The sequence below is a fragment of the Halomonas sp. 1513 genome (assembly GCA_001971685.1).
In the GTDB taxonomy this organism is placed as follows: domain Bacteria; phylum Pseudomonadota; class Gammaproteobacteria; order Pseudomonadales; family Halomonadaceae; genus Franzmannia.
Genome location: CP019326.1, coordinates 1,062,750 through 1,089,208, shown reverse-complemented (window position 1 = coordinate 1,089,208; position 26,459 = coordinate 1,062,750). Strand labels below are relative to the sequence as shown.

Here is a 26,459-nt window from a genome sequence, read left to right as displayed (position 1 = left end):
ACACAAACATTTTTGATTGTATGTAGCTGTACAGCAGCGGTGCAAGCCAAGAGAGAGGATTCCTTCTGGAGGCTACCCCATGATCAGCCGCTGCAGCTCCTCGAGATAGCCCTCCATCACCAGGTTGGGCGGCGCGCCCTTGCGGGTGATGGCGCAGTAGCGGGTCAGGTAGTGCCAACGGTCGGGGTCCAGGGCGCGCATGCGGCCGTCGCGTACCCAACGCTCGGCATAGTGGGTAGGCAGGTAGCCGATATAGCGCCCGGAGAGGATCAGAAAGGCGATGCCCTCGCGATCGGTCGCCGAGGCGGCGGCCTTGAGGGGCTCATGCAGCGCCTTGACCTCCGGCGTCTGGGCATAGGCGGGTACCACAGCGTCATGCTCGGCCAGCCGCCCTGCGGATAGCGCATCAGCCGTGAACAGCGGATGGTCGGCCGCACAGTAGAGCTGAGAGTGCTCTTCATAGAGGGAGAGATAGTTGAGCCCTGCCAGGGTCTTGAGCGCCGGAATCACCCCGGTGTGTAGACGGCCATCCAGCACCGCCAGCTCGATCTCGCTGGGCGGCATCATGCGAATATGGATATGCACCTCAGGTCCGCGCTCCTTGAGGGCACTCAGGGCATGGGTGATATGCATCTCGGGCATGGTCACCAGGTTATCGGTGATGCCGATATTGAGCTCGCCCTTGAGCCAGGCATGCAGGCCGTTGACCCGGGTACGAAAGCCCTCCACCGCGGCCAGCAGCCGCTGGGCGGCCTCATAGACTTCCGCCCCCTCGTCGGTCAGCGAGAAGCCGCTGCGCCCGCGCTGGCAGAGCCGCAGCCCGAGCCGGGTCTCGAGGTCGTTCATGGCCATGCTGATCGCCGCGCGGCTGATATTCAGCTCTACTTCAGCGGCAGAGAATCCGCCGCACTCCACCACCTTGCGGTAGATCCGCAGCAGGCGCAGATCGGCATCGCTCACTTGACCACTCAGGGCCGCTTTGCGTCGCGACATCGATTCAGCCTCCTGGTCGACGGCCACGGCCGACGCGGTAAAAGTTAACCATATGCTTGCATGAGCTTAAAAATTTATAGATTTAAGTTATCACCGGTCGGGACTAGGCTACCAGGCAAGATGCCAACAATATCGGCCAAAATAGAGGGTAGCGTCATGTCAGAGCGAGAGTTATCGCCCAACGCCGGGCTAAGCGCAGCGCAGCTGGATGCCTACTGGATGCCCTACACCGGCAACCGCCAGTTCAAGCGTGACCCGCGCATCATCGTCGGCGCTAAAGGCAGCTACTTCACCGACGCCGAAGGTCGCCAGATTTTCGACGGCCTCTCCGGCCTGTGGACCTGCGGCGCCGGCCACTGCCGCCCGGAAATCACCGAGGCGGTGAGCCGCCAACTGGGCGAGCTCGACTACTCGCCGGCCTTCCAGTTCGGCCACCCCAAGGCCTTCGAACTGGCCCACCGCCTGCGTGAGATGACCCCGCAAGGCCTCGACCACGTATTCTTCACCGGCTCCGGCTCCGAGAGCGCCGACACCGCGCTGAAGATCGCCCGCGCCTACTGGCGCAAGAAGGGCAAGCCCACCAAGACCAAGCTGATCGGCCGCATGAAGGGCTACCACGGCGTCAACTTCGGCGGCATCAGCCTGGGCGGCATCGGTGCCAACCGTGCCCTGTTCGGTCAGGGGGTCGACGCCGACCACCTGCCCCACACTCTGCTCGCGGAAAATGCCTTCACGCGCGGCATGCCGGAGCGCGGCGCCGAACGCGCCGAAGAGCTGCTGGAGTTGATCGCGCTGCACGATGCCTCCAACATAGCAGCGGTGATCGTCGAACCGATGGCCGGTTCGGCCGGGGTGATTCCGCCGCCGGTTGGCTACCTGCAGCGCCTGCGCGAGATCTGCGATGCCCACGACATCCTGCTAATCTTCGATGAGGTCATCACCGGCTTTGGCCGCATGGGCGCCATGACCGGCGCCGATGCGTTTGGCGTGGTACCGGATATCATGAATACCGCCAAGCAGATGACCAACGGCGCAGTGCCCATGGGCGCGGTGATTGTCCAGGGCGAGATCTACCAGACCTTCATGGATCAGGGCGGGCCCGACTACATGCTCGAACTGCCCCACGGCTACACCTACTCCGGCCACCCGGTGGCCTGTGCCGCGGCGCTAGCGGCACTGGACGTGCTCGAGAACGACCGCCTGATCGATCGTGTGCGCGAGATGAGCCCGATTTTCGAGTCGGCCCTGCACGAGCTCAAGGGCACGCGGTATATCAGCGACATACGCAACTACGGCCTGGCCGGCGCCCTGCAGATCGAGCCCTATCCCGGCGAGCCGACGCGGCGCCCCTTCGAAATCGCCATGAAGTGCTGGGAGAAAGGGGTTTACGTGCGCTACGGCGGCGACACCATCCAGCTCGGCCTGCCGTTCATCGTCGAGCGTGAGGAGATCGACCGCCTCATGAATGTGCTGGGTGACGCCATCGGCGAACTCGATTGAACACACCAAATTACACGTTTTGCTAGAGGTATTGTCATGACCACGCTTGGCCACTTGATCAACGGAGTACGCGTCGCCGACGGCCACCGTACCCAGGATGTCTTCAACCCTTCCACCGGCGAAGTGGGTAGCCAGGTCAGCCTGGCGAGCAAGGCCACCGTCGAGGAGGCCATCGCCGCCGCCGAGGCCGCCTACCCCGCCTGGCGCGACACCCCGCCCGCCAAGCGTGCACGGGTCATGTACCGCTTCAAGCAGCTGCTCGAAGAGCACGCCGACGAGATCTGCCGACTGATCGGCCAGGAACACGGCAAGATCGTCCACGATGCCAAGGGCGAGCTGCAGCGCGGCATCGAGAACGTCGAGTACGCCTGTGGGGTGCCTGAGCTGCTCAAGGGCGAGTACAGCAAGAATGTCGGCCCCGGCATCGACTCCTGGAGCGAGTTCCAGCCGCTGGGCGTGGTCGCCGGCATCACCCCGTTCAACTTCCCGGCCATGGTGCCGCTGTGGATGTACCCGATGGCCATCGCCACCGGCAACACCTTCGTGCTCAAGCCCTCCGAGCGCGATCCCACCTCGACCCTCTACATCGCCGAGCTGGCACTCGAGGCGGGCCTGCCCGCCGGCGTGCTCAACGTCGTCAACGGCGACAAGGAAGCCGTCGACACGCTGCTCGACGATGCCCGGGTCAAGGCCGTCAGCTTCGTCGGCTCGACGCCCATCGCCGAGTACATCTACCGCCGCGCCAGCGCCAACGGCAAGCGCTGCCAGGCCCTCGGCGGGGCCAAGAACCACGCCATCGTGATGCCGGATGCCGACATGGACAACGTGGTCAGCTCGCTGACCGGGGCCGCCTTCGGCTCCTCCGGCGAACGCTGCATGGCGCTGTCGGTGGCCGTAGCGGTGGGCGATGCGGCAGCCGACGCGCTGATCAGCAAGATGCAGGCCCAGTTGCAGACGCTCAAGGTCGGCCCCTTCCATGACGGCGACAACGACTTCGGCCCGGTGATCACCAAGGCGCACATGGAAAAGGTGTGCGGCTACATTGCCGGCGCCCAGGAGCAGGGTGCCGAGATCGTGGTGGACGGCCGCGGCGTCGAGGTCCCCGGACACGAGAACGGCTTCTACGTCGGCGGCACCCTGATCGACCGGGTGACCCCCGAGATGACCTGCTACCTGGAGGAGATCTTCGGGCCGGTGCTGCTGGTGGTACGCGTCGACACCATGCAGGAGGCCATGCAGCTGATCGACGATCACGAGTACGGCAACGGCACCTGCATCTACACCCGCGACGGCGAAGCGGCGCGCTACTTCAGCGACAATATCCAGGTCGGCATGGTCGGCATCAATGTGCCGCTGCCGGTACCGGTTTCCTACCACAGCTTCGGCGGCTGGAAGCGCTCGCTGTTCGGCGATCTAGCCGCCTATGGGCCTGACGCCGTGCGCTTCTATACCAAGCGCAAGACCGTCACCCAGCGCTGGCCGTCGGCGGGGGTGCGCGAAGGCGCGCAGTTCTCCTTCCCGTCCTGAGCAAGAAACGCTCACCAAGACCAGCTGACAGCCGCCGAACCGCATGCACGGTTCGGCGGTTGGCGTTTTGGCGCCGCTAAAAGCAGTGTTACAGCAAGCCCTCCAAGCTCCCGCGGCCGCCCTCGGCCGACCGCGCTACACTGGCATGTATCAGCCCGCCTGGATCGCCACCTTGAGCACCCCGTCGCGCTGATGGGAGAACAGCTCGTAGGCCTCGACGATATCCTCCAGGGCGTAGCGGTGGGTGACCATGGGGCCGAGGTCGAGACGGCCGGCGGCGATGATACCCATCAGCCGGCGCATGCGCTCCTTGCCGCCGGGGCACAGCGAGGTGACGATCTTGTGGTCGCCGAGGCCGGCGCAGAAGGCCCCCAGCGGGATGGTCAGGTCCTCGGAGTAGACGCCGAGGCTCGACAGGGTCCCGCCGGGCTTGAGCACGCGCAGCGAGGACTCGAAGGTCTGCTGCAGGCCGAGCGCCTCGATGGCGGCATCCACGCCGCGCCCGCCGGTCAGTTTGAGTATCTCCTCGACCACGTCGACCTTACGGAAATCCAGGGTCACGTCGGCCCCCATCTGCTTGGCCATCGCCAGGCGCTCGTCGACCCCGTCCACGGCGATGATCAAGCCCGCGCCGCGCAGCCGCGCGCCGGCGGTGGCACACAGGCCGATCGGGCCCTGGGCGAACACCGCCACCGTGTCGCCAATCTTGATACCCGCCGCCTCGGCGCCAGCTAAGCCGGTGGACATGATGTCCGGGCACATCAGCACCTGCTCGTCGCTCAGGCCGTCGGGCACCGGCGAGAGGTTGGCCTGGGCGTCGGGTACCAGAAGGTACTCGGCCTGGGCGCCGTCGATGGTATTGCCGAAGCGCCAACCGCCCATCGGCTTGTAGCCGTGGCCGTGGTGGCCGCCATCCTGGGCGCAGCAGTCGTCCTGGCAGGCGTAGGAGGTAAAACTCGGGCAGATCGCGCCGGCGATCACCCGCTGGCCTTCGCGGTAGCCCTTGACGTTGGTGCCAAGCTTCTCGATCACCCCCACCGGCTCGTGGCCGATGGTCAGGCCTCGCTCCACCGGATACTCACCCTTGAGGATATGCACATCGGTGCCGCAGATGGTGGTGGTCGTCACGCGCATCAGGGCGTCGTTGGGGCCAATCTCGGGGACTGGCTTGTCGCCGATCTCGATGCGGCCGGGCTCGACGAAAATGGCGGCTTTCATCATGGCGGGCATGGGGCAACTCCTCTGTGACGTGAGTCAGGGCACACCACCATCAAGCCACACGCCAGCGCCACGGATATTGCCCTGGATCAAGCCCGGGGATGGATATCGCTGATGAACATGCCATAGCTTTACAGCCGCTGCGCATAGTCAGCTTTTCTGTGTAACTGCTATATTGCCTCGATCACACTGCCGACGAGACTTGGCCATGACCCAACCGCCGCATAACGCTCCGGGCCAGCATTGGAACGCCGACGATTACGCCCGTCACGCCGACTTCGTGCCCACCCTGGGGAGTGAGGTGGTCAAGCTCCTGGCGCCCCAGGCCGGCGAGCGTATCCTCGACCTCGGCTGCGGCGACGGCGCCCTCACCGAGCGTCTGGCCAAGCTCGGCGTCGACGTTCTCGGCGTCGACGCCTCCGAAGCAATGGTCGCCGCCGCCCGCGAACGCGGCCTGACCGCGCGGCAGCTCGATGCCCATCAGCTGCCGTTCGACCACGAGTTCGATGCCGTCTTCAGCAACGCCGCGCTGCACTGGATGCTCGAGCCCCAGGCGGTGATCGCCGGGGTCAAGCGCGCGCTCAAGCCCGGCGGCCGCTTCGTCGCCGAGTTCGGCGGCCACGGCAACGTCGCCGCTATCTGTACCGCGCTGCTGGCCTCGCTGCAGTTCCGCGGCATCAGCGCTCGCGGGCGCCACCCCTGGTACTTCCCCACCGCCGAGGAGTACCGTCGGTTGCTCGAGAACGCCGGCTTCCGGGTCGAGGAGATCGCGCTGATACCGCGCCCCACGCCTCTCTCTACCGGCATGGCCGGCTGGCTCGAAACCTTCGCCAACCCCTTCCTGCACGGTCTCGACGAGGACGTGCGCGAAGCGGTTCTGGAAAACACCCTGACGCTGCTCGCGCATAGCCTGCGCGATGACACCGGCCACTGGAGCGCCGACTACGTACGCCTGAGAGTACGCGCCCGGGTGTGACAAGGCGCCGCGAAATCCGCACAATACCGACTCGATTTCTCGATTCGTTCTCAGCGAGGCACCCCACGGCATGGCATTCAAGGTCTACGTAGACGGGCAGGAAGGCACCACTGGCCTGCGGCTGTTCGAATACCTCAACGCACGCACCGACATCGAACTGCTGCGCATCGACAGCGCTAAGCGCAAGGATCCGACCGAGCGCGCGCGCCTGCTGAATGCCGCCGATGTGGCCTTCCTGTGCCTGCCGGACGACGCCTCCCGCGAGGCCGCGGCGATGGTCGACAACCCCGATACCTGCCTGATCGACGCCAGCACCGCCTTCCGTACCGACCCCACCTGGGTCTACGGGCTGCCCGAGCTGGCACCTGGCCAGCGCGACGCGATCCGCGCCAGCAAGCGCATCGCCAACGTCGGCTGCCACGCCAGCGCCTTCATCCTGCTGGTGCGCCCGCTGGTCGATGCCGGCCTGCTGCCGCCCGACTACCCGCTCTCGGCCTTCTCGCTGACCGGCTACAGCGGCGGTGGCAAGCAGCTGATCGCCACCTACGAGGCCGACCGCGACGGCCGGCTGCAGGCACCGCGTCCCTATGCCATGGGCTTGGCCCACAAGCACCTGCCGGAGATGCAGCAGCACGGCCGGCTGGCACAGCCGCCGGTGTTCTCACCGGTGGTCGGCCCCTTCCTCAAGGGGCTGGCGGTCACGGTGCCGCTGCAGTGCTCGCACCTGAAGCGCGGGGCCAGTGCCGAGCAGCTGCTCGATACCTACCGCGAGCGCTATGCCGACGAGCCCTTCGTGCGCGTCCACGGCGTCGACGACATGGCCAACCTCGACGGTGGCTTCTTCGACGTCCAGGGCAGCAACGAGACCAACCGCGTCGACCTGTTCGTGTTCGGCAGCGCCGAGCGGCTGTGCCTGGTCTCGCGCCTCGACAACCTCGGCAAGGGCGCGGCCGGCTCCGCGGTACAGAACATGAACGTCCACCTCGGCCTCGACGAGAGCATCGGGCTCGACGCCTGACCCGCTGATTCGGTTCGTCACTCGGGCCGCGGAGATTACGCCGCGGCCCAGTCGTTAGCGCGCTTTCTTTCTCACCGCGCGGGTCGTAAGCTGAGTCGTTTCCGATTCACAAGGACACCGCATGTCTCCCGCCGATACCCTGCGCCTGCTGCTGCTCTCTTCGCTGTGGGGTCTGTCGTTTATCTTCATGCGCGTGGCGGTACCCGAGTTCGGCCCTGTCCCGCTGGTGCTGGTGCGCATGGGCATCGGCGCCCTGCTGCTGATGCCGCTGCTGCTCGGGGCGCGCTACCTGAGCCTGGTGTGGCAGCACAAGCGTCAGCTGTTCCTGCTCGGCTTCGTCAACCATGTGCTGCCGTTCTGCCTGCTGGCGCTGGCCACCACCCGGCTGGAGGCCGGCTTCACCTCGCTGATCAACGCCACCACACCGATCTTCACCGCGCTGATCGGCGCGCTGTTCTTCACCACGCCGGTGCGCCGCCAGCAGTACCTGGGGCTGGCGCTGGCCTTCGTCGGGGTCTATGTGCTGTCGGCCAATCGACTCGATTTCGCGCTGGGCGGCGATGGCTGGTTCATTCTCGCGGTGCTGGGTGCCACCTTCTGCTACGGCATCGCCGGCAACTACTCCAAGACCCACCTCTCGCACCTACCCGTGCGGGTGCTGGCCGCGGGCAGCTCGGCGATGTCGGCGCTGATCCTGCTGATCCCCGGCTTGCTGCTGTGGCCCAGCGAGCCGATCAGCGGCCTGGCCTGGGCCAACGGCCTGGCGCTGGCGGTGCTCAGCACCACCGTGGCCTTCCTGCTCTACTTCGGGCTGCTCTCCAGCGCTGGCGCCACCGCCGCCTCCACGGTGACCTTCCTGGTTCCGGTCAGCGCCCTGCTATGGGGCTATCTGCTGCTCGGCGAAGTGCTCAGCGTGCAGATCCTGATCGGCATGGCGATCACCCTGACCGGCACCGCCGTGGCCACCCGCATGGTGCGCTTCAGGAGGCGGGTCGTGCCGACGCCGCCGCCCTAAAGGGCGCCGACACTCAGAAGGTGCCGGGATAATTACCCCCATCGATGAGCAGGTTCTGACCGGTGATATAGCTGGCCTGGGCGCTGCACAGAAACGCACAGTAGCTGCCGAACTCTTCGGCAGTGCCGAAGCGCTGGGCGGGGATGGCCTGGGCGCGCTTTTCACGCACCGTCTCCAGTGACTCGCCGGAGGCGGCCGCCAGCTTGTCGAGGGTGCCGGCCAGGCGCTGGGTATCGAAGGCACCCGGCAGAAGGTTGTTGATGGTGACATTGCTGCCGGCCAGTTGGGGCTGGCGGGCCAGGCCGGCGACGAAACCCGTGAGGCCGCAGCGTGCACCGTTAGAGAGGCCGAGGATATCGATGGGCGCCTTGACCGCCGAGGAGGTGATGTTGACCACCCGCCCGAAGCCGCGCGCAGCCATGCCGTCCACCGTGGCCTTGATCAGCTCGATGGGCGTGATCATGTTGGCGTCCACCGCACCGACCCAGTCGTCGCGCTGCCAGTCGCGGAAATCTCCCGGCGGCGGGCCGCCATTGTTGTTGATCAGGATGTCCACCTGCGGGCAGGCATCGAGCAGCGCCGTGCGCACCTCAGGGGTACCGATATCGCCGGCGACGCTGCGCACCTCGATGCCGGCGTTGAGCTGTCGCAGCTGCTCGGCTGCCGCCTCGAGCTTGTGCGGGTCGCGCGAATTGATGGCCAGATTGACGCCTTCCCGCGCCAGTGCCGCGGCACAGCCGAAACCCAATCCCTGGCTGGCTGCACAGACAATGGCCCAGCGGCCGGCTATGGCTAGATCCATGTTGCTCTCCTGTCGTCGTCATGGGGGTAGCACTATCGCTAGCCGAGCCTGCACCTCAACACCGCCTAGCGACAATTATCCTTTGCACTAACCACTTGCTCGATCAGCTCGGCCAGCGCCCAGGCCGGCTCGCTGATCTGGCCGGTGGCGCGCTGCACCAGGCCGATGTCGCGATGGAAGGTGTCGGCGCCGAGATCAATGGCGCGGACCCCGGCGGGCCAGTGGCGTAGCGCCGCGGTCTCCGGCACCAGCGCCACGCCGACGCGGTTGGCGACAAGCTCGACGATGGCCTCGAGTTCGTCGACTTCGCACACCTCTCGCACGCCGAGGCGCCGTTCGCGCAGGAAGCGCTCGACCTGGCGGCCGCCGAAGGAGGCACGGTCGTAGCGCACGAAGGGACGGTCGCTCAAGCACTCGCGCCAGTCGCTGCCGGCCTGGCCGGCGGGCACCAGCAGGCGGAAGGGTTCCCGCGCCAGCGTCGTCCAGCGCAGGTCGCTCTGCAGCGAGAACGGCGGCCGGATGCTGACCGCCATGTCGAGCTCGCCGGCATCGACCAGATCCACCAGCTGCATCGAGAGCCCCGGCATCACTCGCGTACGGCAGCCGGGGAAGTGGCGATGAAAGCGTGCCAGCACGCCGGGCAGCAGGCCGCGCTGCACCGAGGCAATCGCGCCGATGGAGACCAGCGCCGCGGCGGCCGGGCCAGCGTCGTCGGCGCCCAGGCTGGCATAGAGCTTGACCAGCTCCTGGGCCTGCAGCAGGGTGTGGCGCCCGCGGACGGTGAGCCGGGCGCTGCGTCCGTGGCGCTCGAACAGGGCAACGCCCAGCGCCGCTTCCAGGCGCTTCATCTGGGCGCTCACCGCGGCCTGGGACAGGCCGATGCGCTCGCCGGCGGCGGCGAAGGTGCCGACCTCGGCCACGGCGATGAAGGTCTGCAGCTCACGAAGCATTCATCAATACTCTTTGTGTTTCTAACAAATATATATTGATTTTATTATGACTTCGCTTCTCCTAGGCTGTGAGCTGATCCACTACCCTCCACAGGAGCCGACCATGAGCCTCTCGCCCTTCCATCTGGCCATCCCCGTTCACGACCTGCCCGCCGCCCGCGCCTTCTACGGCGAGGTCTTCGGCCTGGCCGAAGGCCGCTCCAGTGAGCAGTGGGTCGACTTCGATTTCTACGGCCACCAGCTGGTGATCCACGAGCACCCCAAGACCTCCACCCAGGAGAGCGCCCACACCAATCCCGTCGACGGCCACGACGTACCGGTGCCGCACTTCGGCATCATCCTCGAGTGGGATCAGTGGGAGGCACTGGCCGAGCGCCTGCGCGGCCGCGACACCGAGTTCGTGATCGAGCCCTATGTGCGCTTCAAGGGCGAGGTCGGCGAGCAGGCCACCATGTTCCTGCTCGACCCCTGCGGCAACGCCCTGGAGTTCAAGGCGTTCAAGGACATGAGCCAGCTGTTCGCCAAGTAACCCGCGCCGTCACGACACCTGCAGCGCACGCTCCTCGCGGCGGTGCTGCAGCGGCGAGGCGCCGAAGTAGCGTTTGTAGTCGCGGCTGAACTGCGACACGCAGCGATAGCCCACTGCCGCCGCGGCACGATTGACGTTGCAGGCCTCCTGCATCAGCAGCTGCTGCGCCTTGATCAGGCGCAGCCGTTTGACGTACTGCAGCGGCGATGAGTGGACGATTTGCTTGAAGTGCTGGTGAAACGTCGACAGGCTCATGTTGGCCTGTCGGGCCATCTCCTCCACCGAGATGTCCTCGGCGTAGTGCACCTGCAGCCGCGTCAGCACCTGCACGATCCGCGCATAATGGCCCTGATGCAGCACCAGGGCGCGCAGCGCCGGCCCCTGCTCGCCCTTGAGCGCCTCGAACACCACCTCGCGCACTCGCGCCTCGCCCATCGCCGCCGCCGCACCGGGCTCGTGCAGGCTCTCCAGCAGACGCACCACGGCGCCGTGCATGCCCGCCGCCATCGGCACCGAAGCCATCGGCACCGGATCCGCTGCGCTATCGTCGACCAGCGACTCGCCCATCGCCGTTACCAGCTCGCCGAGCAGGGTCGGCTCCAGGCGCACCGACACGCCAAGCAGCGGCGCCTCAAGGCTGGCGTGGGTCTGGCACTCGAAGGGCAGCGGCAGGGTCTGGACCAGATAGTGGCCGGGGCCGTAGTGGATCTCCCGCGCGCCGAGATAGCCCACCTTCTGGCCCTGGGCGACGATGATCAGGCTCGGGTCATAGATCAGCGGCGCCGGCCCGTGGGCGCGATGCATGGCCATCAGCGACACGCCGGGCAGCGGCGTCGCGGTGTAGCCGTCGCGCTCGATCAGTGGCGCCAGCAGGTCGACCAGTGGGTCGGGCAGCGTCGATGATGGCGGCATGACAAGCTCCTCGTAGCAGCAGTATCAGCGAATTATGTCAATTTTTGGCAGCTGTGGAGCCCCCTGGGCCGGGCTTCTGGAGAAATAAGCAAAAACCCCGGAGAAACGACGGTCGTACCCTGCCCCCGATCGGCCAATAATGCCGACATGGCCTCGCCACGAGGCATGACCGATCGAGAGGAGATGTACATGAGCCAGACCCACGCCTATGCCGCCTACGCCGGCGACCAGCCGCTCGCCCCCTTCACCTTCGAGCGCCGCGCCCCGCGTCCCGACGACGTGGCCATCGAGATCCTCTACTGCGGCGTCTGCCACAGCGACCTGCACTTCGCCCGCAACGACTGGGGCATGACCACCTTCCCCCTCGTGCCCGGCCACGAGATCGTCGGCCGCGTCACCGCGGTGGGCAACGCGGTGACCCAGTTCAAGACCGGCGACCTGGTCGGGGTGGGCTGCATGGTCGACTCTTGCCACCACTGCCAGGCCTGCGAAGACGGCGTCGAACAGTTCTGCCTCAACGGCTTCACCATGACCTACGGCAGCGAAGATCGCCAGGACGGCACCCTGACCCAGGGCGGCTACTCCGACAGCATCGTGGTCAGCGAGCACTTCGTGCTGCGCATGCCCGAGGGGCTCGACCCGGCCGCCGCGGCCCCCATCCTGTGCGCCGGCATCACCACCTATTCGCCGCTGCGCAAGCACGGCGTCGGCGCCGGCCACAAGATCGGGGTGATCGGCATGGGTGGCCTCGGCCATATGGGCGTCAAGCTGGCCAAGGCGCTGGGCGCCGAAGTCACGGTATTCACCCGTTCAGAGGCCAAGGTCGAGGAAGCCAAGCGCAACGGTGCCGACCACGTGGTCGTCTCCGGCGACCCGGCGCAGATGGAGGCCGTGGCCGAGACCTTCGACTTCATGCTCGACACCGTGCCGGTGCAGCACGACCTCAACCCCTACCTGGCGGCGCTCAAGTACGATGGCACCCATATCCTGGTGGGACTGCTCGATCCCATCGAGCCCGCCATCGAGGGCTTCAACCTGGTGTTCAAGCGCCGCGTGCTGGCCGGCTCGCTGATCGGCGGCATCGCCGAGACCCAGGAGCTGCTCGACTTCTGCGCCGAGCACGGCATCACCTGCGATATCGAGATGCTCGATATCCACAATATCAACGCGGCCTACGAGCGCATGGAGAAGGGCGACGTGCGCTACCGCTTCGTCATCGACATGGCCACCCTGAAGAACGACGCCGCCTGACCGCGCTCGCCGATACCCGCCAATATGCGTACTACCGGGTATCGGCTACCCTTGCCAGGGAGGCTACGCCCGCGTGGAGAAGCGGAGCACTCAGAACACAATAACGACGCTGTAAGGAGATAGCGCATGATCACCCTGACGATCAACGGTCAGCAGCACGAGCTCGACGTGCCCGACCAGATGCCCCTGCTGTGGGCGCTGCGCGATGTAGCGCGGCTCACCGGCACCAAGTTCGGTTGCGGTATCGCCCAGTGCGGCGCCTGCACCGTGCACCTCGACGGCGAGGCGGTGCGCTCCTGCGTCACCCCGGTCTCCCAGGCCCAGGATCGCGACGTCACCACCATCGAAGGCATCGCCGATGACACCGTTGGCAGCCGCGTACAGCAGGCCTGGCTCGAGCTCGGCGTCGCCCAGTGCGGCTACTGCCAGAGCGGCCAGATCATGGGCGCCTCGGCCCTGCTCAAGCAGACACCGTCACCCAGCGACGCACAGATCGTCGAGGCCATGGACGGCAACCTGTGCCGCTGCGGTACCTACTCGCGTATCCGCCAGGCGATCCAGCGCGCCGCCGAGCATGGGGAGCAGCAGGCATGACGACCCTCAACAACACGCTGCTACTGGCCAACGTCAGCCGTCGCCACTTCCTCAAGGGCCTGGCCGCCGGCGGCGCCCTAGTCATCGCCGCCCGCTGGGCGCCGCTAAGCGCCGACGAGCAGACAAGCTATGGCGCCGAGGCCATGCCCCACGGCTGGGTCGACGACCCCAACGTCTTTATCCGCATCGACGAAGACGGCACGGTCAGCGTGGTCAACCACCGCGCCGAGATGGGCCAGGGCATCCGCACCAGCCTGGTGATGGTCGCCGCCGATGAGCTGGGCGCCGACTGGCAGCGCGTGCGGGTCGAACAGGCCCCGGGCGACGAGGAGACCTACGGCAACCAGAACACCGACGGTTCGCGCAGCATGCGCCACTCCTTCGATCCCATGCGCCGCGCCGCCGCCGCGGCGCGCCAGATGCTCGAACAGGCCGCCGCCGAGCAGTGGGAAGTACCCATTGATGAGTGCCAGGCCGGCGTGCATGTGATCATTCACACCCCCAGCGGCCGCGAACTCGGCTTCGGCGAGCTGGCCGCCGCGGCCAGCCAGCTGGCGGTGCCGGAACGCGACAGCCTGACGCTCAAGCCCCGCGACGCGTGGCGCTATATCGGCCGCGACAACGTCCGCGACGACGCGCCGCTGGCCATCGACGGCGAGGATATCGTCACCGGCCGCGCCATCTACGGCGCCGACGTTCACCTCGACGACATGCTCTATGCGGTAATCGCCCGGCCGCCGGTCTACGGCGCGCAGCTCGCCGGCGTCGACGACTCGGCGGCACTCGACGTCCCGGGGGTGGTGCGCGTGATCGAGGTGCCGGGAACCGGGCAACCGGGCGGCTTCGCCCCGCTGGGCGGGGTGGCGGTACTCGCCGAGAACACCTGGCCGGCGATCCAGGGGCGCGATGCGCTCGAGATCGAGTGGGACCTGGACGTCGCCGGGGACAACGCCGACTACAGCAGCCCTGCCTACCGCGAGGCGTTGGAACAGGCCGCCACAGAAGCCGGCCGCGTGATTCGCGAACGTGGCGATGTCGACGCCGCCCTGGACGACGCCGAACAGCGCCTCGAGGCGACCTACTATATGCCGCACATGGCCCAGGCCCCTATCGAACCGCCCGTGGCGCTGGCCCGAATCGTCGACGGCAAGGCGGAAGTCTGGGCCCCGGTGCAGCATCCCCAGGCCGCCCGGGAGGGCGTCGCCGAGCAGCTCGGCATCCCGCTCGAGGATGTCACCATCCACGCGACCCTGCTGGGCGGCGGCTTCGGTCGTAAGTCCAAGCCCGACTTCATCCTCGAGGCCAGCTACCTGAGCCAGGCGCTGGACGGCCGCCCGGTGCGCGTGCAGTGGACCCGCGAAGACGACCTTCACCACGCCTACTTCCACGCCGTCTCGGTGGACCGCCTGGAGGCCGGCCTCGACGGCGAGGGCAAGGCGCTGGGCTGGCGCCACCGCACCCTCTCGCCGAGCATCGCCTCGCTGTTCGCCCCCGACCCGGAGCACAAGCAGGACTTCGAGCTCGGCATGGGCTTCACCCCGGTGCCCTTCGATATTCCCGCCATGCGCCTGGAGAACCCCGACGCCTCGGCGCATGTGCGCATCGGCTGGTTCCGCGCCGTCTACAACCTGCCCCACGCCTTCGCCATCCAGAGCTTCGCCGCCGAGATGGCCGATGCCGCGGGCCGCGATCATCGCGACTATCTGCTCGAGCTGCTGGGGCCGGCGCGCCAGATCGACCCGCGCGACGTCAACGACACCTGGAACTACGGCGAAGACCCGGACCGCTACCCCATCGATATCGGCCGCCTGCGCGGGGTGATCGAGCGCGCCACCGAGGCGGCCGAGTGGCAGCGTGAGCGCCCCGCGGGTCGCGGCCTAGGGCTGGCCGTGCACCACAGCTTCGCCGCCTACGCCGCGGTGGTGTTCGACGTGGAGGTCAACGACGACGGAGACGTGACGATTCACAGCGCCGATATCGCCTTCGACTGCGGCCCACAGATCAATCCGGACCGCATTCGCGCGCAGATGGAGGGCTCCTGCCTGATGGGCATCGGCATCGCCCTGCACAGCGAGATCAGCGCCGATCAGGGGCGCATCGAGCAGGACAACTTCCACCAGTTCCAGATTCCGCGCCTCTCCCACACCCCCCGCGAGATCCGCGTTCACCTGATCAACGACGACCCCGAGATACCGCTGGGCGGCGTAGGCGAACCGGGCCTGCCGCCGATGGCACCGGCGCTGTGCAATGCGATCTTCGCCGCCACCGGCAAGCGCATCCGCCGCCTGCCGGTCGGCAACCAGCTGGCGGGGTGAGCATGCAGCACCTCGACCTGCAGGTGATCGAGCGTGCCCTGAGTTGGGCCCGCGACGGCGAAAGCGTGTGGCTGTGCACGGTGCTGGCCACCTATGGCTCGTCGCCCCGTGCGCCGGGGGCGCTGCTGGCGGTGTGCGGCGACGGCCGGCAGGTCGGCTCGCTGTCCGGGGGCTGCGTAGAGGAGGATTTTCTCGAACGCCTGCAGCGCGGTGAGTTCGACTCAGCCGTGACCACCCTGCGCTACGGCGGGGGCAGCGGCAGCGTCGATGCCCCCGGCGTCAGTCTGCCGTGTGGCGGCACCCTCGACGTGCTGGTCGAGCGCCTGGCAGCGGACGCCGAGACCCTGGTCCATCTGGAGGTGTTCCACGCCACGCTGCTCGGGCAGCGCGGGCTACTGCGCTGCGTCGATCTCGACACGGGGCGCAGGCACTTCCTCAGCGATGACGGCACCGGGCCGCGGGTGGTACGCGACCCGCAGCGGCGCACGGTCCAGCTGCGCATCGGCCCCGCGGCGCGCCTGATCATCGCCGGCATTTCGCCGGTCTCGGAGGCCTGCGCCCGGTTTGCTCTGGGCCTCGGCTTCGAAGTGATTGTGTGCGACCCCCGTGACGAGCAGCATCGCGACATCGAGCTCGACGGGGTCGAACTGCAGCGGGTGCTGCCGTCGCAGTTCATCGCCTCCGGCGCCTGCCATGCGGCCACCGCCGTCGTCGCCCTGACCCATGACCCGCGTATCGACGACCTGGCGATGATCGAAGCGGTGCGCACGCCGGCGTTCTATATCGGCGTGATGGGCTCGCGGCGCACTTCTGACGCGCGCGCCGAGCGCCTGCGCCGTTCCGGCGGTCTCAGCGACGAGGAGGTTGCCCGCCTGCACATGCCCATCGGCCTCGACCTGGGCAGCAAAGCACCTGCGGAGATCGCCCTGGCGGTGATGGCCGATATCCTGCGCGTGCAGCGCGGCAAGGCCCGCGATGAACTATGAGATGAACGGTGAGCCGCCCCGCGCCAACGCCTGCGTGGCGATCATCATGGCCGCCGGCTATTCGCGGCGCTTCGGCCTCCAGGACAAGCGCAGCGCGCCGTCGACCGGTGAGCAGACCCTGCTGGCCGCGACCCTGGCGCGTGCTCAACAGGCCTTTGCCCTGCTGCGGGTGGTGCTGCGCGAAGACGACGACCCGCACGCCCTGGGGCTAGCCGCGACCACGCCGATCATCCGCGCCTCCCGCGCCGAGCGCGGCCTGGGCGCGAGTATCGGCGATGGCATCGCCGTGCTTGGCCGCGACTCCGAACTAGCCGACGTTGCCGCCGCCGCCGTGCTGCTCGGCGATATGCCGGCGATCTCCCCCGCCACGCTGAGGCGCCTGCAGGACCACGCCGATGCCGCAACCATCCTGCGCCCCAGCCATGCCGGCCGGCCCGGGCATCCGGTGCTGTTCGGGCGGGAACTGTGGCCTGAATTGGCATCGCTGGACGGCGACCAGGGCGCTAGAGAAGTCATCCGCCGGCACCGCGATCGCTATCGGGAGATCGCCGTCGAGGATGGCGGGGTCTGTCGGGATATCGACACCCCCGCCGAACTGGAGGGCTTCATGGTGCAAGCTCGCCGCTAAGCGATGTGCTCCGATCAGAAGTTCGGCTTGCGCTTGTCGACGAAGGCGCCCATGCCTTCGCGCTGCTCGTCGCCGGCAAAGGCCAAAGCGAACAGGCTCGCCTCCAGCGCCAGGGCGCTGTCGAGGTCCTGGTCGTGGCCGTCGTGGACCGCCTGCTTGGCGGCGCGCACCGCCTGGGGACCGTTGCCGCCAAGCTGCTTGGCGAGCCGCTCGACGTAGGCGTCGAGCTCGGCCTGGGGCAGCACCTGATTGACCAGGCCGATGCGCAGCGCCTCCTGGGCGTCGATCTTGCGCCCGGTGGTGACCAGGTCCAGCGCCATGGCCGGGCCGACCCGGCGCGGCAGGCGCTGGGTGCCGCCGAAGCCGGGGATCACCCCCAGCGCCACCTCGGGCTGGCCGAAGATGGCGTTGTCGCTGGCCACCGCCCAGTCGCAGGCTAGCGCCAGCTCGCAGCCACCGCCGAGGCAGAAGCCGTTGACCAGCGCCACCACCGGCACCGGCAGTGCTTCCAGGCGCTTCAGCGTGGCCAGGCCGCGCTGGGCGAAGTCCCGCGCCTGGGCAGCGCTCAGCTCGCGCATCTCGGTGATATCGGCCCCCGCCACGAAGGCCTTGTCGCCGGCGCCGGTGATCACTACCCCGCGCAGGCCGGGCTCGGCCTCGAGGGCATCGAGCTCGGCGGCCAGGGCCTCAAGTACAGCGCTGTTGAGCGCGTTCAGCGCCTTGGGTCGATTGACGGTCAGGCAGACGAGGCCGTGGCGTTCGCTGCGTTCGATCAGGTTATCGCTCATCACTCGCTCCGCTCAGTCGTAGACGTGGAAACCGCGGCCGCTCTTGCGGCCCAGATAGCCGGCGGCGACCATGCGCCGGAGCAGCGGACAGGGCCGGTACTTGGGATCGCCGAAGCCCTGCTGCAGCACCTCCATGATCGCCAGGCAGACGTCGAGGCCGATCAGGTCGGCAAGCTGCAGCGGTCCCATGGGATGGGCGGCGCCGAGTTTCATGCTGGCATCGATATCGTCGGCGCTGGCCACACCCTCCTGGAGCAGGAAGGCGGCCTCGTTGATCATCGGCACCAGTAGGCGATTGACGGCAAACCCCGGGGCGTCGGCGATCAGTACCGCGGTCTTGCCGAGGCGTTCGGCGAGGTCCTGTACCGCCTCGACCGTCGCATCCGAGGTCTGCTCGGCGCGGATCACCTCGACCAGCTTGAGTACCGGCACCGGATTGAAGAAGTGCATGCCGACCACCCGCTCGGGGCGTTCGCAGACCGCCGCCAGCCGGGTCAGCGACAGTGACGAGGTGTTGGAGGCAAGGATGGCATCCGGCGCCAGGGCGTCTAGGTCACGGAACAGGCGCTCCTTGAGCTCAGGGTCCTCCGGCGCCGCCTCGATGATCACCTGGCAGCCGGCCAGGCCATCCAGCTGGGTCGTGCTGGTCAGCCGCGCCAGGGCCGCCTGCCGCTCGGCGTCATCGAGCTTCTCCTTGTCCACCAGCTTGGCCAGGCGCTTGTCGATGGCCGCCTGGCCGCGCTCGAGGGACGCCTTGGCAACATCACACATCACGACCTGGAAACCGCTGGTAATGGCCACCTGGGCAATGCCCTGGCCCATGGTACCGGCGCCGACCACGCCGATCGTCATATCGCTCATCACTCGCTCCTGTTGCGCTGCACATAAGCCCTATAAGGTGCCTGTCCAGCGCCGCGGCAGCAAGCGCTTAACTCCGCGAGCCTTCCTCCACCCGGGCGTCGTCGCCGTGAGGGCCGGCCTCGGCATCGACGTCGAAATACTCGATATGCGCGGCGTCTTCACGCGGCGGACCGACCAGCGGTTCGGCCACCTCGACATCGGGCACCACCGCCGAGAGATCCTCGGCGTGCTCGTGCTCGATGGCGCCCTGCATCAGTTCCTCGGTCACCCCCAGCTCGGCACCCACCGAGGTCATCGGCGTGCTCGGGGCGAACGGCGCCACCGGCAGCGGCGCCGGGCGCACGCTGCGACGCCAGATGAAGAACGCCACCAGCATCAGCCCCAGTGCGCCCAGCGACCAGAACAGGCCGCCGTCGCCCACAGCGCTCATCACCGGCGTGATCAGCGGCGGGCTGAGCGTCGAGCCGATGGCGTTGATCAGCAGCAGGCCCTGGCTCATGCGCACCAGGGCGCCGGCCGGGGCGCGGTCGGCGGCGTGGCTCACCGCCACCGGGTAGAGCGCGAACACCCCGCCGCCGAGCAGGAACAGCAGCCCGGCCAGCAGCCAGGTATTGAGCGGCAGCCACAGCATGCCGGCCGAGATCACCACGCAGAAGGCGCCGATCAGGATCAGCACCTGCTGGCGGTCGTGGCGATCCGACCAGCGGCCGATGGGGTACTGCAGCAGCATCGCACCTACCACCACCACCGCCATCATTTGGCCAATCTGGTTGACTGAGAGCCCCACCCGCTGCAGATAGAGCGGCAGCAGACTGTAGATCGCCGCCACCAGCAGGCCCGAGCCGAAGCTACCCACCACGCCGGTGGGGGTGACGACCATCAGCCGCCACGGCGACAGCGGCTCGGCGTGCTCGATCAGCGGCGAGACCCGCGGAATCATCGCCATCGGCAGCACCGAGAGTGCCGCCAGCATGCCCACCACCATGAACGGTTGGGTGACCCCGGCGGCGTCGGTGACCCCAAGTAGCAGTTGGCCAATGGCGCCGGCAGCGTAGAGCGAGATCATGTACATCGCCAGCAGCCGTCCGCGCACCTTCTGGTCGCCGGAGGTCAGCAGCCAGCTCTCGATCACCAGATAGACGCCCACCGTGGCCCAGCCGCCGATCAGGCGCAGCACGAACCAGGCGTAGGCGTCCAGCCACAGGCCCTGGAGCAGCACGGTGACGGCAACGATGGAAGCGAAGCAGCCGTAGGCGCGGATATGGCCGATACGCAGCAGCAGCCGGTCGTTGAACACCGCGCCCAGCGCCAGGCCGATGAAGTAGGCCGAGGAGACCCAGCCGATGACCACCGGAGAATAACCGGCATCGTCCAAGCGCAGGGTGATCAGGGTGGCGAGGAAGCCGTTGCCGATACCGAGAATGAACAACCCCAGCAGCGGCGCCAGCGCCATGGAGAGTAGTTGCCGCGACATGAAATCAGCCTCACAGGCATGTGAATCGACAGGAACGAGGGTGGCAGAAATTGCCGATGAATGCCTGCCAGGCCAGCCGTGTGCAGGGAGACGCGGGGAATATACACTCGGCAATAGAGAAGTCAATGGCTGTTTAGAAGCCGCTCATCGAGCGGCCCCCTGGGCGTGGCTTACCGCTCAGTGGGGAAGATGGCGCTCATCCGGCGACACCGGCGTCGCCTGAGTCCCGGCGTCATCCAGGTCCGCCCACGGCTCGCGTGGCGCCTCTGTCCGCGACCCGGTACGCGCTGCGAACCGCTCGCTATGTAGCGCCTTCAGCAGCCCTACCACCATCAGGATCACCACTACCGAGAACGGCAAGGCGGCCATGATCACCGCCGACTGCAGCGTTTCCAGCCCACCGGCGAGTAGCAGTACCGCCGTCAGCAGCCCCAGCACTGCCCCCCAGATGATCCGGTGCAGCGTAGGCGGTTCAGGGTCACCGCCGGCGAGAATGGTGTTGATCACCAGGGTCCCGGCATTGGCAGAGGTGATCAGGTAGGTGGCAATCAGCACTACCAACAGCGCCGACACACCGATGCCGAGAGCTCCTAGATCCATGGCCGCCACCGTAGCAAACAGTGCCGTGGCCACATCGTCGTCAACGGCCTGGATGATTCCCCCTACACCAAAAAGCTCGTGATAGAGCGCGGTACCACCGAACAGGCCTATCCAGATAATGGTGATCACGGTGGGCACCAGCAGCACACCCATCACGAACTCGCGGAAGGTGCGCCCCCGCGAGACCCGCGCAATGAACATGCCGACGAAAGGCGACCAGGCAAGCCACCAACCCCAGAAGAACACCGTCCACTCCGACTGCCAGCCATCGGCAATGGTGGCATTGGTATGGAACGTCATGCCCAGCAGGTTCTGCAGATAGTCGCCGGCGGATTCGATGGTCAGGGCAATCAGGTACTGGGTAGGGCCGAACAGCAGCATGAAGACCACCACCGCGATACTCAGCCAGAAGTTAGCCTCGGATAGCAGGCGCACGCCGCGCTTGACCCCGGAGACCACCGACAGCGTTGCCACGCTCATGATGACGGCGGTGATGACCAACTGCAGCTCGACCGACGACGACAGCCCGAATACCGCGTCCAGGCCGGCATTCATTTGCTGGACACCCAGCCCCAGCGTGGTGGCGATCCCGAATACCGTGCCGAACACCGCCAGCAGGTCGACCATGTCACCCAGGATGCCGTGGGTGCGCTTACCCAGGATCGGCTCCAGCCCGGAGCGCACCGTCAGCGGCAGATTGCGGCGATAGGCGAAGTAGGCCAGCACCAGCGCCACAAAGGAGAAGATCGCCCATCCGTTCAGCCCCCAGTGGAAGTAGGTCAGGCGCATCGCCACCCTCGCCGCATCCGGGCTCATTCCGTCGGACACAAAGGGGTTTTCCTGAAACTGCATGATCGGCTGGGCCACCGCCCAGAACAGGATGCCCACCCCGGTACCGGCGGCAAACAGCATCGAAATCCAGGAGAAGAAGGTGAATTCTGGCTGTTCATTGTCGCCACCCAAGCGGACGTTCTTGAAGCGCCCAACGCCTAGCCAGATCATGAATAGCAGCAAGAACGCCACCAGCAGGACGTAGTACCACTCGAGGAAGGGGTTGATAGCGCCACGCACCCCCTCCAACACAGCGGATAGGTGCCAGGTAAAAAAGGCTCCATAGACTAACGCCGTGCCCACCATCACGATGGCGGTCAGCGTGACACGGGCATTCATCCCCTTGAACAATCCCGTAGAGGCTTGGCGATACATCAGGTCTCCTTGCTTATTTGACTGCCCACTCGACCAACTCGCTGGAGAACCGCTCCGTGGCGCGCCACAGCGCCATCACTGCTTGCTCCACGGAGGCGTCCTCGAGCGCCTCGCGCACCTCGAAGCGTTGACTGCCGACCAGGCGATTAGCGGAGAGATCGATCAGCTGAGCATCGAACACGATCATCGCGAAGGGTTCACCCTGCTCATACTGGATCCGGTAAGCGCGCAGTTGCCCACCCAGCTGCCGGTCCGCTGCAACGCCCTGCTGGTCGGAGACCACCCGCGCCAGGCGTCCATCACGCACGAAGGCCTCCATCAAATGATCGCGCAGCATTACCGGAACGGGGGCGTTCCAGCGCGCCTGGCCGTAGCTCTGCAGGGTGATCGGATCAGGCGCCACGACGATGTCCATGCCGCCCTGCGACTCATCCACGGCAGGCCTGGCGACCCTCAACACCCACTCGCTGGGCGGCGCTTGGCTGGCGGCGAGCTGCGAGGCGGGAAGCTGATAGACCTGGCGCGGCTCACGCTCGGGAAATACCGTGCATCCCACGAGCAGCAGCAGCGTCGCCAAGGCGCCGAGTCTGGCAGTGACAGGCCTCATGGAGTGAACTCCGGTAAGCGCTCGCGCCCCAGCATGTAGCCGGCCGGGTCCGCGTCGAATTGACGGGTCGTGCGTTCGATCGTGTTGACCGCATCGCGGAAATCACGAATCGCCGGCTCCAGTGCATTGACGCCCTGCAAGCCCTGCTCGAGGGAGCCACGATTGTCATTGATGACGTCATCCACCGAGGCAATAACGGCGTCGAGTCGCCGCATCGTGTCCGATACGCTGCGCATCGCCTCTTCACCGTGCATATCCAGCATTCGGCTGGTGTCCTGTATCAAGCCGTCGAGGCTCTCGAACGCCAGATTGGCCGATGCAGTGGTTTGCGCGAGGTTGTCCAGCGCCAGTCCGACCTGTTCCTGATGGTCGAGGGCGAAACGGCTGACCTGATCGACATTGCGCAGGATCGAGGAGATGCTGCTGGCGTTGTCTTCGGAGAACACCTGATTGATATTGTCGACCAGCGAATTGACGCCCCCCATGGACTCTTCCCAGCTGGTGCGCAGGCGGGCGAACGGCGACGGCTCGGCAATGATGACCGGCACCTCGCCGTCCCGCTCGGCGACCAGCGGCGGCCCGCTCAAGGAGTCGGTGCTCAGTTGGATATGCGCTGAGCCGGTGATATTGGTCATGGCGATACGCGCCTGGGTATCGGTGGTCACCGGCGTATCGGCGGCCACCGTAATGCGCGCGATGACCTGGGTCGGGTCGGTCTCATCGAGGCGTAACCGGCTCACCGAGCCGACGCGCAGGCCGTTGTATTCGACGCGGCTGCCGTCGGCGAGCCCGCTCACCGCCTCCTGGAAGACCACATCGATCGTCAGCGTTTCACGCTCGTCGCCGAACCTGGCCAACCATAGCCCAAACAGCGCCGTGGCAGCGATGAGCAGCAGGGTAATGCCACCGATCATGATGTGATTGGCACGTGGCTCCATCGCTCAAGCCTCCCTTGCCGAGTGTTTGGCCAGCTGGGCACTACGCCCACGAGGACCATGGAAATAGTCACGAATCCACTCGTCATCGGTCTGTTCGACGACGCTCAGAGTATCGGCGACCAGCACCCTCTTGCCGGAGAGCACGGCGATCCTGTCGCACGTGGTATACAGCGTGTCGAGATCGTGGGTCACCAGGAAGACCGTCAACCCGAAGGCGTTGGTCAGCGTCAGCAGAAGCTGATCGAAGGCCGCGGCGCCGATGGGATCGAGCCCGGCGGTGGGCTCGTCGAGAAACAGGATATCGGGGTCCAGGGCCAGCGCCCGCGCCAGGGCAGCGCGCTTGATCATGCCCCCGGAGAGCGCCGAGGGCGACAGCTCACCGGCATGCGCCGGCAGCCCCACCAGCGCCAGTTTGACCGCGGCCAGTCGCTCGGCCTCGGCACGCGGCAGGTTAAGATGCTCACTCAGCGGCAGCGCCACGTTCTGGGTGACGGTCAGCGACGAAAATAGCGCGCCCTGCTGGAAGAGCACGCCGCAGCGCCTCTCCAGCAGCACGCGCCGACGCTCGGAGAGCTGGTCGAGACGCTCGCCGAGCATCCTTACCTCGCCGCCGCTTGGCCGCAGCAGGCCGACGATGCTTCTCAGCAGTACCGACTTGCCGCTGCCGGAGCCACCGACCACTCCCAGTATCTCGCCCCGCATGACATCCAGGTCGAGGCGGTCGTGCACCACATGCTCAGCGAAGCGATTCTGTAGCCCGCGTACCTGGATGATCGCCTCCTGCACGGCAGACGTCGTTGTGTCCTCGGTATTCATCACCAGCCCATCTCCATGAACAACAGGGCCGCCAGCGCATCGACCAGGATCACCACGAAGATGCTCTGCACCACGCTCGAGGTGGTGTGCTGGCCCACCGACTCGGCGCTACCGCTGACCCTGAAGCCCTCCCGACAGCCGATCACGGCGATCAGAAAGGCAAACACCGGTGCCTTGCCCATGCCCACCAGAAAATGCTGCAGCGGCACGTCGCGGTAGATGGCCATGATCCGCCCCAGCGGGATGTCGAGGGCCAGCAGCGCCACCAGGCCGCCGCCCACCAGGCCTGACAGCAGGCCGACAAAGGCCAGCAACGGTAGCGTGATCAGCAGCGCGAGCACCCGCGGCAGCACCAGCCACTCCGCCGGGTCGAAGCCCTGCACGCGCAGCGCATCGATCTCCTCGTTGACCTTCATCGAGCCGATCTGGGCGGTGAAGGCGCTGGCGGTCCTGCCGGCCACCAGAATCGCCGCCAGCAGCACGCCAAATTCACGCATGAAGGAGTAGGCGACCAGGTCGACGGTGTAGACGCTAGCACCGAAGGCGTCGAGCACCGTGGCGCCGAGAAACGCCACTACTGCCCCGATCATGAAGGTCAGCAGGGCAACGATCGGCAGCGCATTCAGGCCGGTGTTCTGAATCTGACTCATCAGCGCGTTGATCCGCCAGCGGCGCGGGCGAAACAGCACCCGCGCGCCGCTGGCCAGGGTCAGCCCGATAAAGCCGAGCAGGCCGACGAGATTATGCAGATGCAGCTGCACATGCTGACCGATGCGTGCCAGGCAGTCGCCGAGCCGTGACGTCTCTTGCCGCGCCGGCGACTGCCCAACCTTGACCAGCGCTTCGCAGACGGTGCGCAGCAGCGCTCGCCGCTCATCGCTGAGCGATGGGTCGCTAGCGGCCAGCGCCCTCAACCCCTCGACGCCGAGCAGCCGGGCAAGCAGCACCACGCCCGCGGTGTCCAACCGCTGTACCTGGGCAAGCTCAAGCGTTTCAGCTCCCCGCCAGCGCTCGACCTCTCGACACAGCGTGGCGTAGTGGGCCAGTGTCCAGTCGCCGGCCGCCACCAGGCGCGGGGGGCGCTCACCGTTGGTCTGCTGCAGAGAGCCCGGACTACCTTCCGATTGCATCGCTATTCCCTTAGGCGTTGCGCGTGGTGGTGATTGACAGAGATCAACACTACCACGCTGGAGGGAGGGAAAATCTGCGTCAGGTCATGCGGCGATAGCCTTTAGGGTCGCGGCGCCTCATTCGGCGTCCCGCGATACTCCTTTCGCATCATCACCACGTCAGCCGCCGGAAACACCACCTGCATATCAAGACGATCGGCCAGCCATTCGAAGGTAGCTTCACCGTAGAAACACACATGGGTGGGGTCGAGGATGTAGTGCCAGCCGATGAAGGCCGCGTGATCACGCGGCCGCTTGGTCATCAGCCCCAGCCAGCCGCCGGGGCGCAGCAGCGCCACCAGCCGCTCGAGTTCGCGGCCGGGGGCCGCCAGGTGCTCGACCACCTCGGTGGCGGTGATGAAGTCATACGTACCCGCCAGCACCGCGCTGTCCGGCGCATAGTAGGGGTCGTAGATGGCCATCGGGTGGCCGGCCTCCTCGAACATCACCGACAGCGTCGGCCCCGGTCCGCTGCCGAAGTCGAGACCGCGAGCCCCGGGAGCGAGCTCGGCGGCCAGCGGCGTGAACAGGCGCGACAGGAATCGCCGGTAGCCGGCGTCATCCGGCGAGTTCTGGTGCTGGTCGTAGACCGCGCGCTCCTCGGCCGCTGCCAGGTGGAAGGCAGGCGGCACGAAGATCAGCGCGCAGCGCGGGCACTGCAGGTAGTCGCGGCGCTGGTCGCGGTGATAGTGGCGGCAGCGGGCGGCACCGCACAGCGGGCAGATGGGGCTCTCGGTCATGGCGGTGGGCTCGGTGCTGGCATCGGCGGATAGGGCGGGTATCATG

At 66.9% G+C, this 26,459-nt stretch carries 25 protein-coding genes; 11 read left to right on the top strand and 14 right to left on the bottom strand.

Going from position 1 to position 26,459, the window contains the following annotated elements:
- Nucleotides 1-72: 72 nt before the first annotated feature.
- Complete coding sequence (locus tag BWR19_05015) at nt 73-993, bottom strand: LysR family transcriptional regulator (protein APX92348.1); 921 nt, start codon at nt 991-993, stop codon at nt 73-75.
- A 156-nt stretch (nt 994-1,149) separates the two neighbouring features.
- Here BWR19_05015 and BWR19_05010 point away from each other — a divergent pair, with 156 nt between their 5' ends.
- On the top strand, nt 1,150-2,493 hold the full coding sequence (locus BWR19_05010; protein ID APX92347.1) for an aspartate aminotransferase family protein: 1,344 nt from the start codon (nt 1,150-1,152) through the stop codon (nt 2,491-2,493).
- A gap of 36 nt (nt 2,494-2,529) precedes the next feature.
- On the top strand, nt 2,530-4,020 hold the full coding sequence (locus BWR19_05005) for a methylmalonate-semialdehyde dehydrogenase (CoA acylating) (protein APX92346.1): 1,491 nt from the start codon (nt 2,530-2,532) through the stop codon (nt 4,018-4,020).
- Nucleotides 4,021-4,170: 150 nt separating this feature from the next.
- Here the strand turns inward: BWR19_05005 and BWR19_05000 are convergent, their stop codons facing one another.
- Nucleotides 4,171-5,250 (bottom strand): alcohol dehydrogenase, encoded by a 1,080-nt coding sequence (locus tag BWR19_05000; protein ID APX92345.1) that lies wholly within the window; start codon nt 5,248-5,250, stop codon nt 4,171-4,173.
- A 196-nt stretch (nt 5,251-5,446) separates the two neighbouring features.
- Between BWR19_05000 and BWR19_04995 the strand changes: the two genes are divergently transcribed.
- The 3 genes from BWR19_04995 (at nt 5,447) to BWR19_04985 (ending at nt 8,247) form a co-directional block, all read left to right on the top strand.
- The gene (locus tag BWR19_04995) at nt 5,447-6,214 is read left to right on the top strand and encodes an SAM-dependent methyltransferase (protein ID APX92344.1); all 768 of its coding nucleotides are present in this window, start codon (nt 5,447-5,449) and stop codon (nt 6,212-6,214) included.
- A 70-nt stretch (nt 6,215-6,284) separates the two neighbouring features.
- A complete protein-coding gene (locus tag BWR19_04990; protein APX92343.1) occupies nt 6,285-7,232 on the top strand; it encodes an N-acetyl-gamma-glutamyl-phosphate reductase in 948 nt (315 codons plus the stop codon).
- 121 nt (nt 7,233-7,353) lie between these two features.
- Entirely contained in the window at nt 7,354-8,247 is an 894-nt protein-coding gene (locus BWR19_04985; protein APX92342.1) for an EamA family transporter, read from the top strand.
- A gap of 13 nt (nt 8,248-8,260) precedes the next feature.
- Here the strand turns inward: BWR19_04985 and BWR19_04980 are convergent, their stop codons facing one another.
- Together BWR19_04980 and BWR19_04975 are read right to left on the bottom strand one after the other, a co-directional pair.
- Nucleotides 8,261-9,049 (bottom strand): 3-oxoacyl-ACP reductase, encoded by a 789-nt coding sequence (locus BWR19_04980; protein APX92341.1) that lies wholly within the window; start codon nt 9,047-9,049, stop codon nt 8,261-8,263.
- Between the two features lie 65 nt (nt 9,050-9,114).
- The gene (locus tag BWR19_04975) at nt 9,115-9,999 is read right to left on the bottom strand and encodes a LysR family transcriptional regulator (protein APX92340.1); all 885 of its coding nucleotides are present in this window, start codon (nt 9,997-9,999) and stop codon (nt 9,115-9,117) included.
- Nucleotides 10,000-10,102: 103 nt separating this feature from the next.
- On the opposite strand from BWR19_04975, the gene BWR19_04970 reads away from it, so the two are divergent.
- Nucleotides 10,103-10,528: a glyoxalase gene (locus BWR19_04970; GenBank protein ID APX92339.1), complete on the top strand. Its 426-nt coding sequence runs from the start codon at nt 10,103-10,105 to the stop codon at nt 10,526-10,528.
- Between the two features lie 9 nt (nt 10,529-10,537).
- On the opposite strand, the gene BWR19_04965 is transcribed toward BWR19_04970, so the two are convergent.
- Nucleotides 10,538-11,440: an AraC family transcriptional regulator gene (locus BWR19_04965; GenBank protein APX92338.1), complete on the bottom strand. Its 903-nt coding sequence runs from the start codon at nt 11,438-11,440 to the stop codon at nt 10,538-10,540.
- A gap of 189 nt (nt 11,441-11,629) precedes the next feature.
- Between BWR19_04965 and BWR19_04960 the strand changes: the two genes are divergently transcribed.
- The 5 genes from BWR19_04960 (at nt 11,630) to BWR19_04940 (ending at nt 17,214) form a co-directional block, all read left to right on the top strand.
- Nucleotides 11,630-12,691 (top strand): hydroxyacid dehydrogenase, encoded by a 1,062-nt coding sequence (locus BWR19_04960; protein APX92337.1) that lies wholly within the window; start codon nt 11,630-11,632, stop codon nt 12,689-12,691.
- Nucleotides 12,692-12,817: 126 nt separating this feature from the next.
- Nucleotides 12,818-13,285: a (2Fe-2S)-binding protein gene (locus BWR19_04955; protein ID APX92336.1), complete on the top strand. Its 468-nt coding sequence runs from the start codon at nt 12,818-12,820 to the stop codon at nt 13,283-13,285.
- On the top strand, nt 13,282-15,600 hold the full coding sequence (locus tag BWR19_04950; GenBank protein ID APX92335.1) for a twin-arginine translocation pathway signal protein: 2,319 nt from the start codon (nt 13,282-13,284) through the stop codon (nt 15,598-15,600). The genes BWR19_04955 and BWR19_04950 overlap by 4 nt, the downstream gene beginning before the upstream one ends.
- Nucleotides 15,601-15,602: 2 nt before the next feature.
- The gene (locus BWR19_04945) at nt 15,603-16,586 is read left to right on the top strand and encodes an XshC-Cox1 family protein (protein ID APX92334.1); all 984 of its coding nucleotides are present in this window, start codon (nt 15,603-15,605) and stop codon (nt 16,584-16,586) included.
- Between the two features lies 1 nt (nt 16,587).
- Nucleotides 16,588-17,214, top strand: a complete 627-nt coding sequence (locus BWR19_04940) for a CTP--molybdopterin cytidylyltransferase (protein APX92333.1) — start codon at nt 16,588-16,590, stop codon at nt 17,212-17,214.
- Between the two features lie 14 nt (nt 17,215-17,228).
- Here BWR19_04940 and BWR19_04935 read toward each other — a convergent pair whose 3' ends face one another.
- From BWR19_04935 to BWR19_04895, 9 genes are all read right to left on the bottom strand, one after another.
- Nucleotides 17,229-18,002 (bottom strand): enoyl-CoA hydratase, encoded by a 774-nt coding sequence (locus tag BWR19_04935; GenBank protein ID APX92332.1) that lies wholly within the window; start codon nt 18,000-18,002, stop codon nt 17,229-17,231.
- Between the two features lie 12 nt (nt 18,003-18,014).
- On the bottom strand, nt 18,015-18,863 hold the full coding sequence (locus BWR19_04930; GenBank protein ID APX92331.1) for a 3-hydroxybutyryl-CoA dehydrogenase: 849 nt from the start codon (nt 18,861-18,863) through the stop codon (nt 18,015-18,017).
- Between the two features lie 67 nt (nt 18,864-18,930).
- Nucleotides 18,931-20,337: an MFS transporter gene (locus BWR19_04925; GenBank protein ID APX92330.1), complete on the bottom strand. Its 1,407-nt coding sequence runs from the start codon at nt 20,335-20,337 to the stop codon at nt 18,931-18,933.
- A 177-nt stretch (nt 20,338-20,514) separates the two neighbouring features.
- Nucleotides 20,515-22,143 (bottom strand): choline transporter, encoded by a 1,629-nt coding sequence (locus tag BWR19_04920; protein ID APX92329.1) that lies wholly within the window; start codon nt 22,141-22,143, stop codon nt 20,515-20,517.
- Nucleotides 22,144-22,156: 13 nt separating this feature from the next.
- Nucleotides 22,157-22,750 carry a hypothetical protein gene (locus tag BWR19_04915; protein APX92328.1) on the bottom strand — a complete coding sequence of 198 codons (594 nt, stop codon included), beginning with the start codon at nt 22,748-22,750 and terminating at the stop codon, nt 22,157-22,159.
- Nucleotides 22,747-23,688, bottom strand: coding sequence for a hypothetical protein (locus tag BWR19_04910; protein APX92327.1), 942 nt, complete (start codon nt 23,686-23,688; stop codon nt 22,747-22,749). The genes BWR19_04915 and BWR19_04910 overlap by 4 nt, the downstream gene beginning before the upstream one ends.
- Nucleotides 23,689-23,691: 3 nt before the next feature.
- Nucleotides 23,692-24,504, bottom strand: a complete 813-nt coding sequence (locus BWR19_04905; GenBank protein ID APX92326.1) for an ABC transporter ATP-binding protein — start codon at nt 24,502-24,504, stop codon at nt 23,692-23,694.
- The gene (locus BWR19_04900) at nt 24,504-25,634 is read right to left on the bottom strand and encodes an ABC transporter permease (protein ID APX92325.1); all 1,131 of its coding nucleotides are present in this window, start codon (nt 25,632-25,634) and stop codon (nt 24,504-24,506) included. The genes BWR19_04905 and BWR19_04900 overlap by 1 nt, the downstream gene beginning before the upstream one ends.
- 101 nt (nt 25,635-25,735) lie before the next feature.
- On the bottom strand, nt 25,736-26,413 hold the full coding sequence (locus BWR19_04895) for a methyltransferase (protein ID APX94904.1): 678 nt from the start codon (nt 26,411-26,413) through the stop codon (nt 25,736-25,738).
- Between the last annotated feature and the right edge of the window lie 46 nt (nt 26,414-26,459).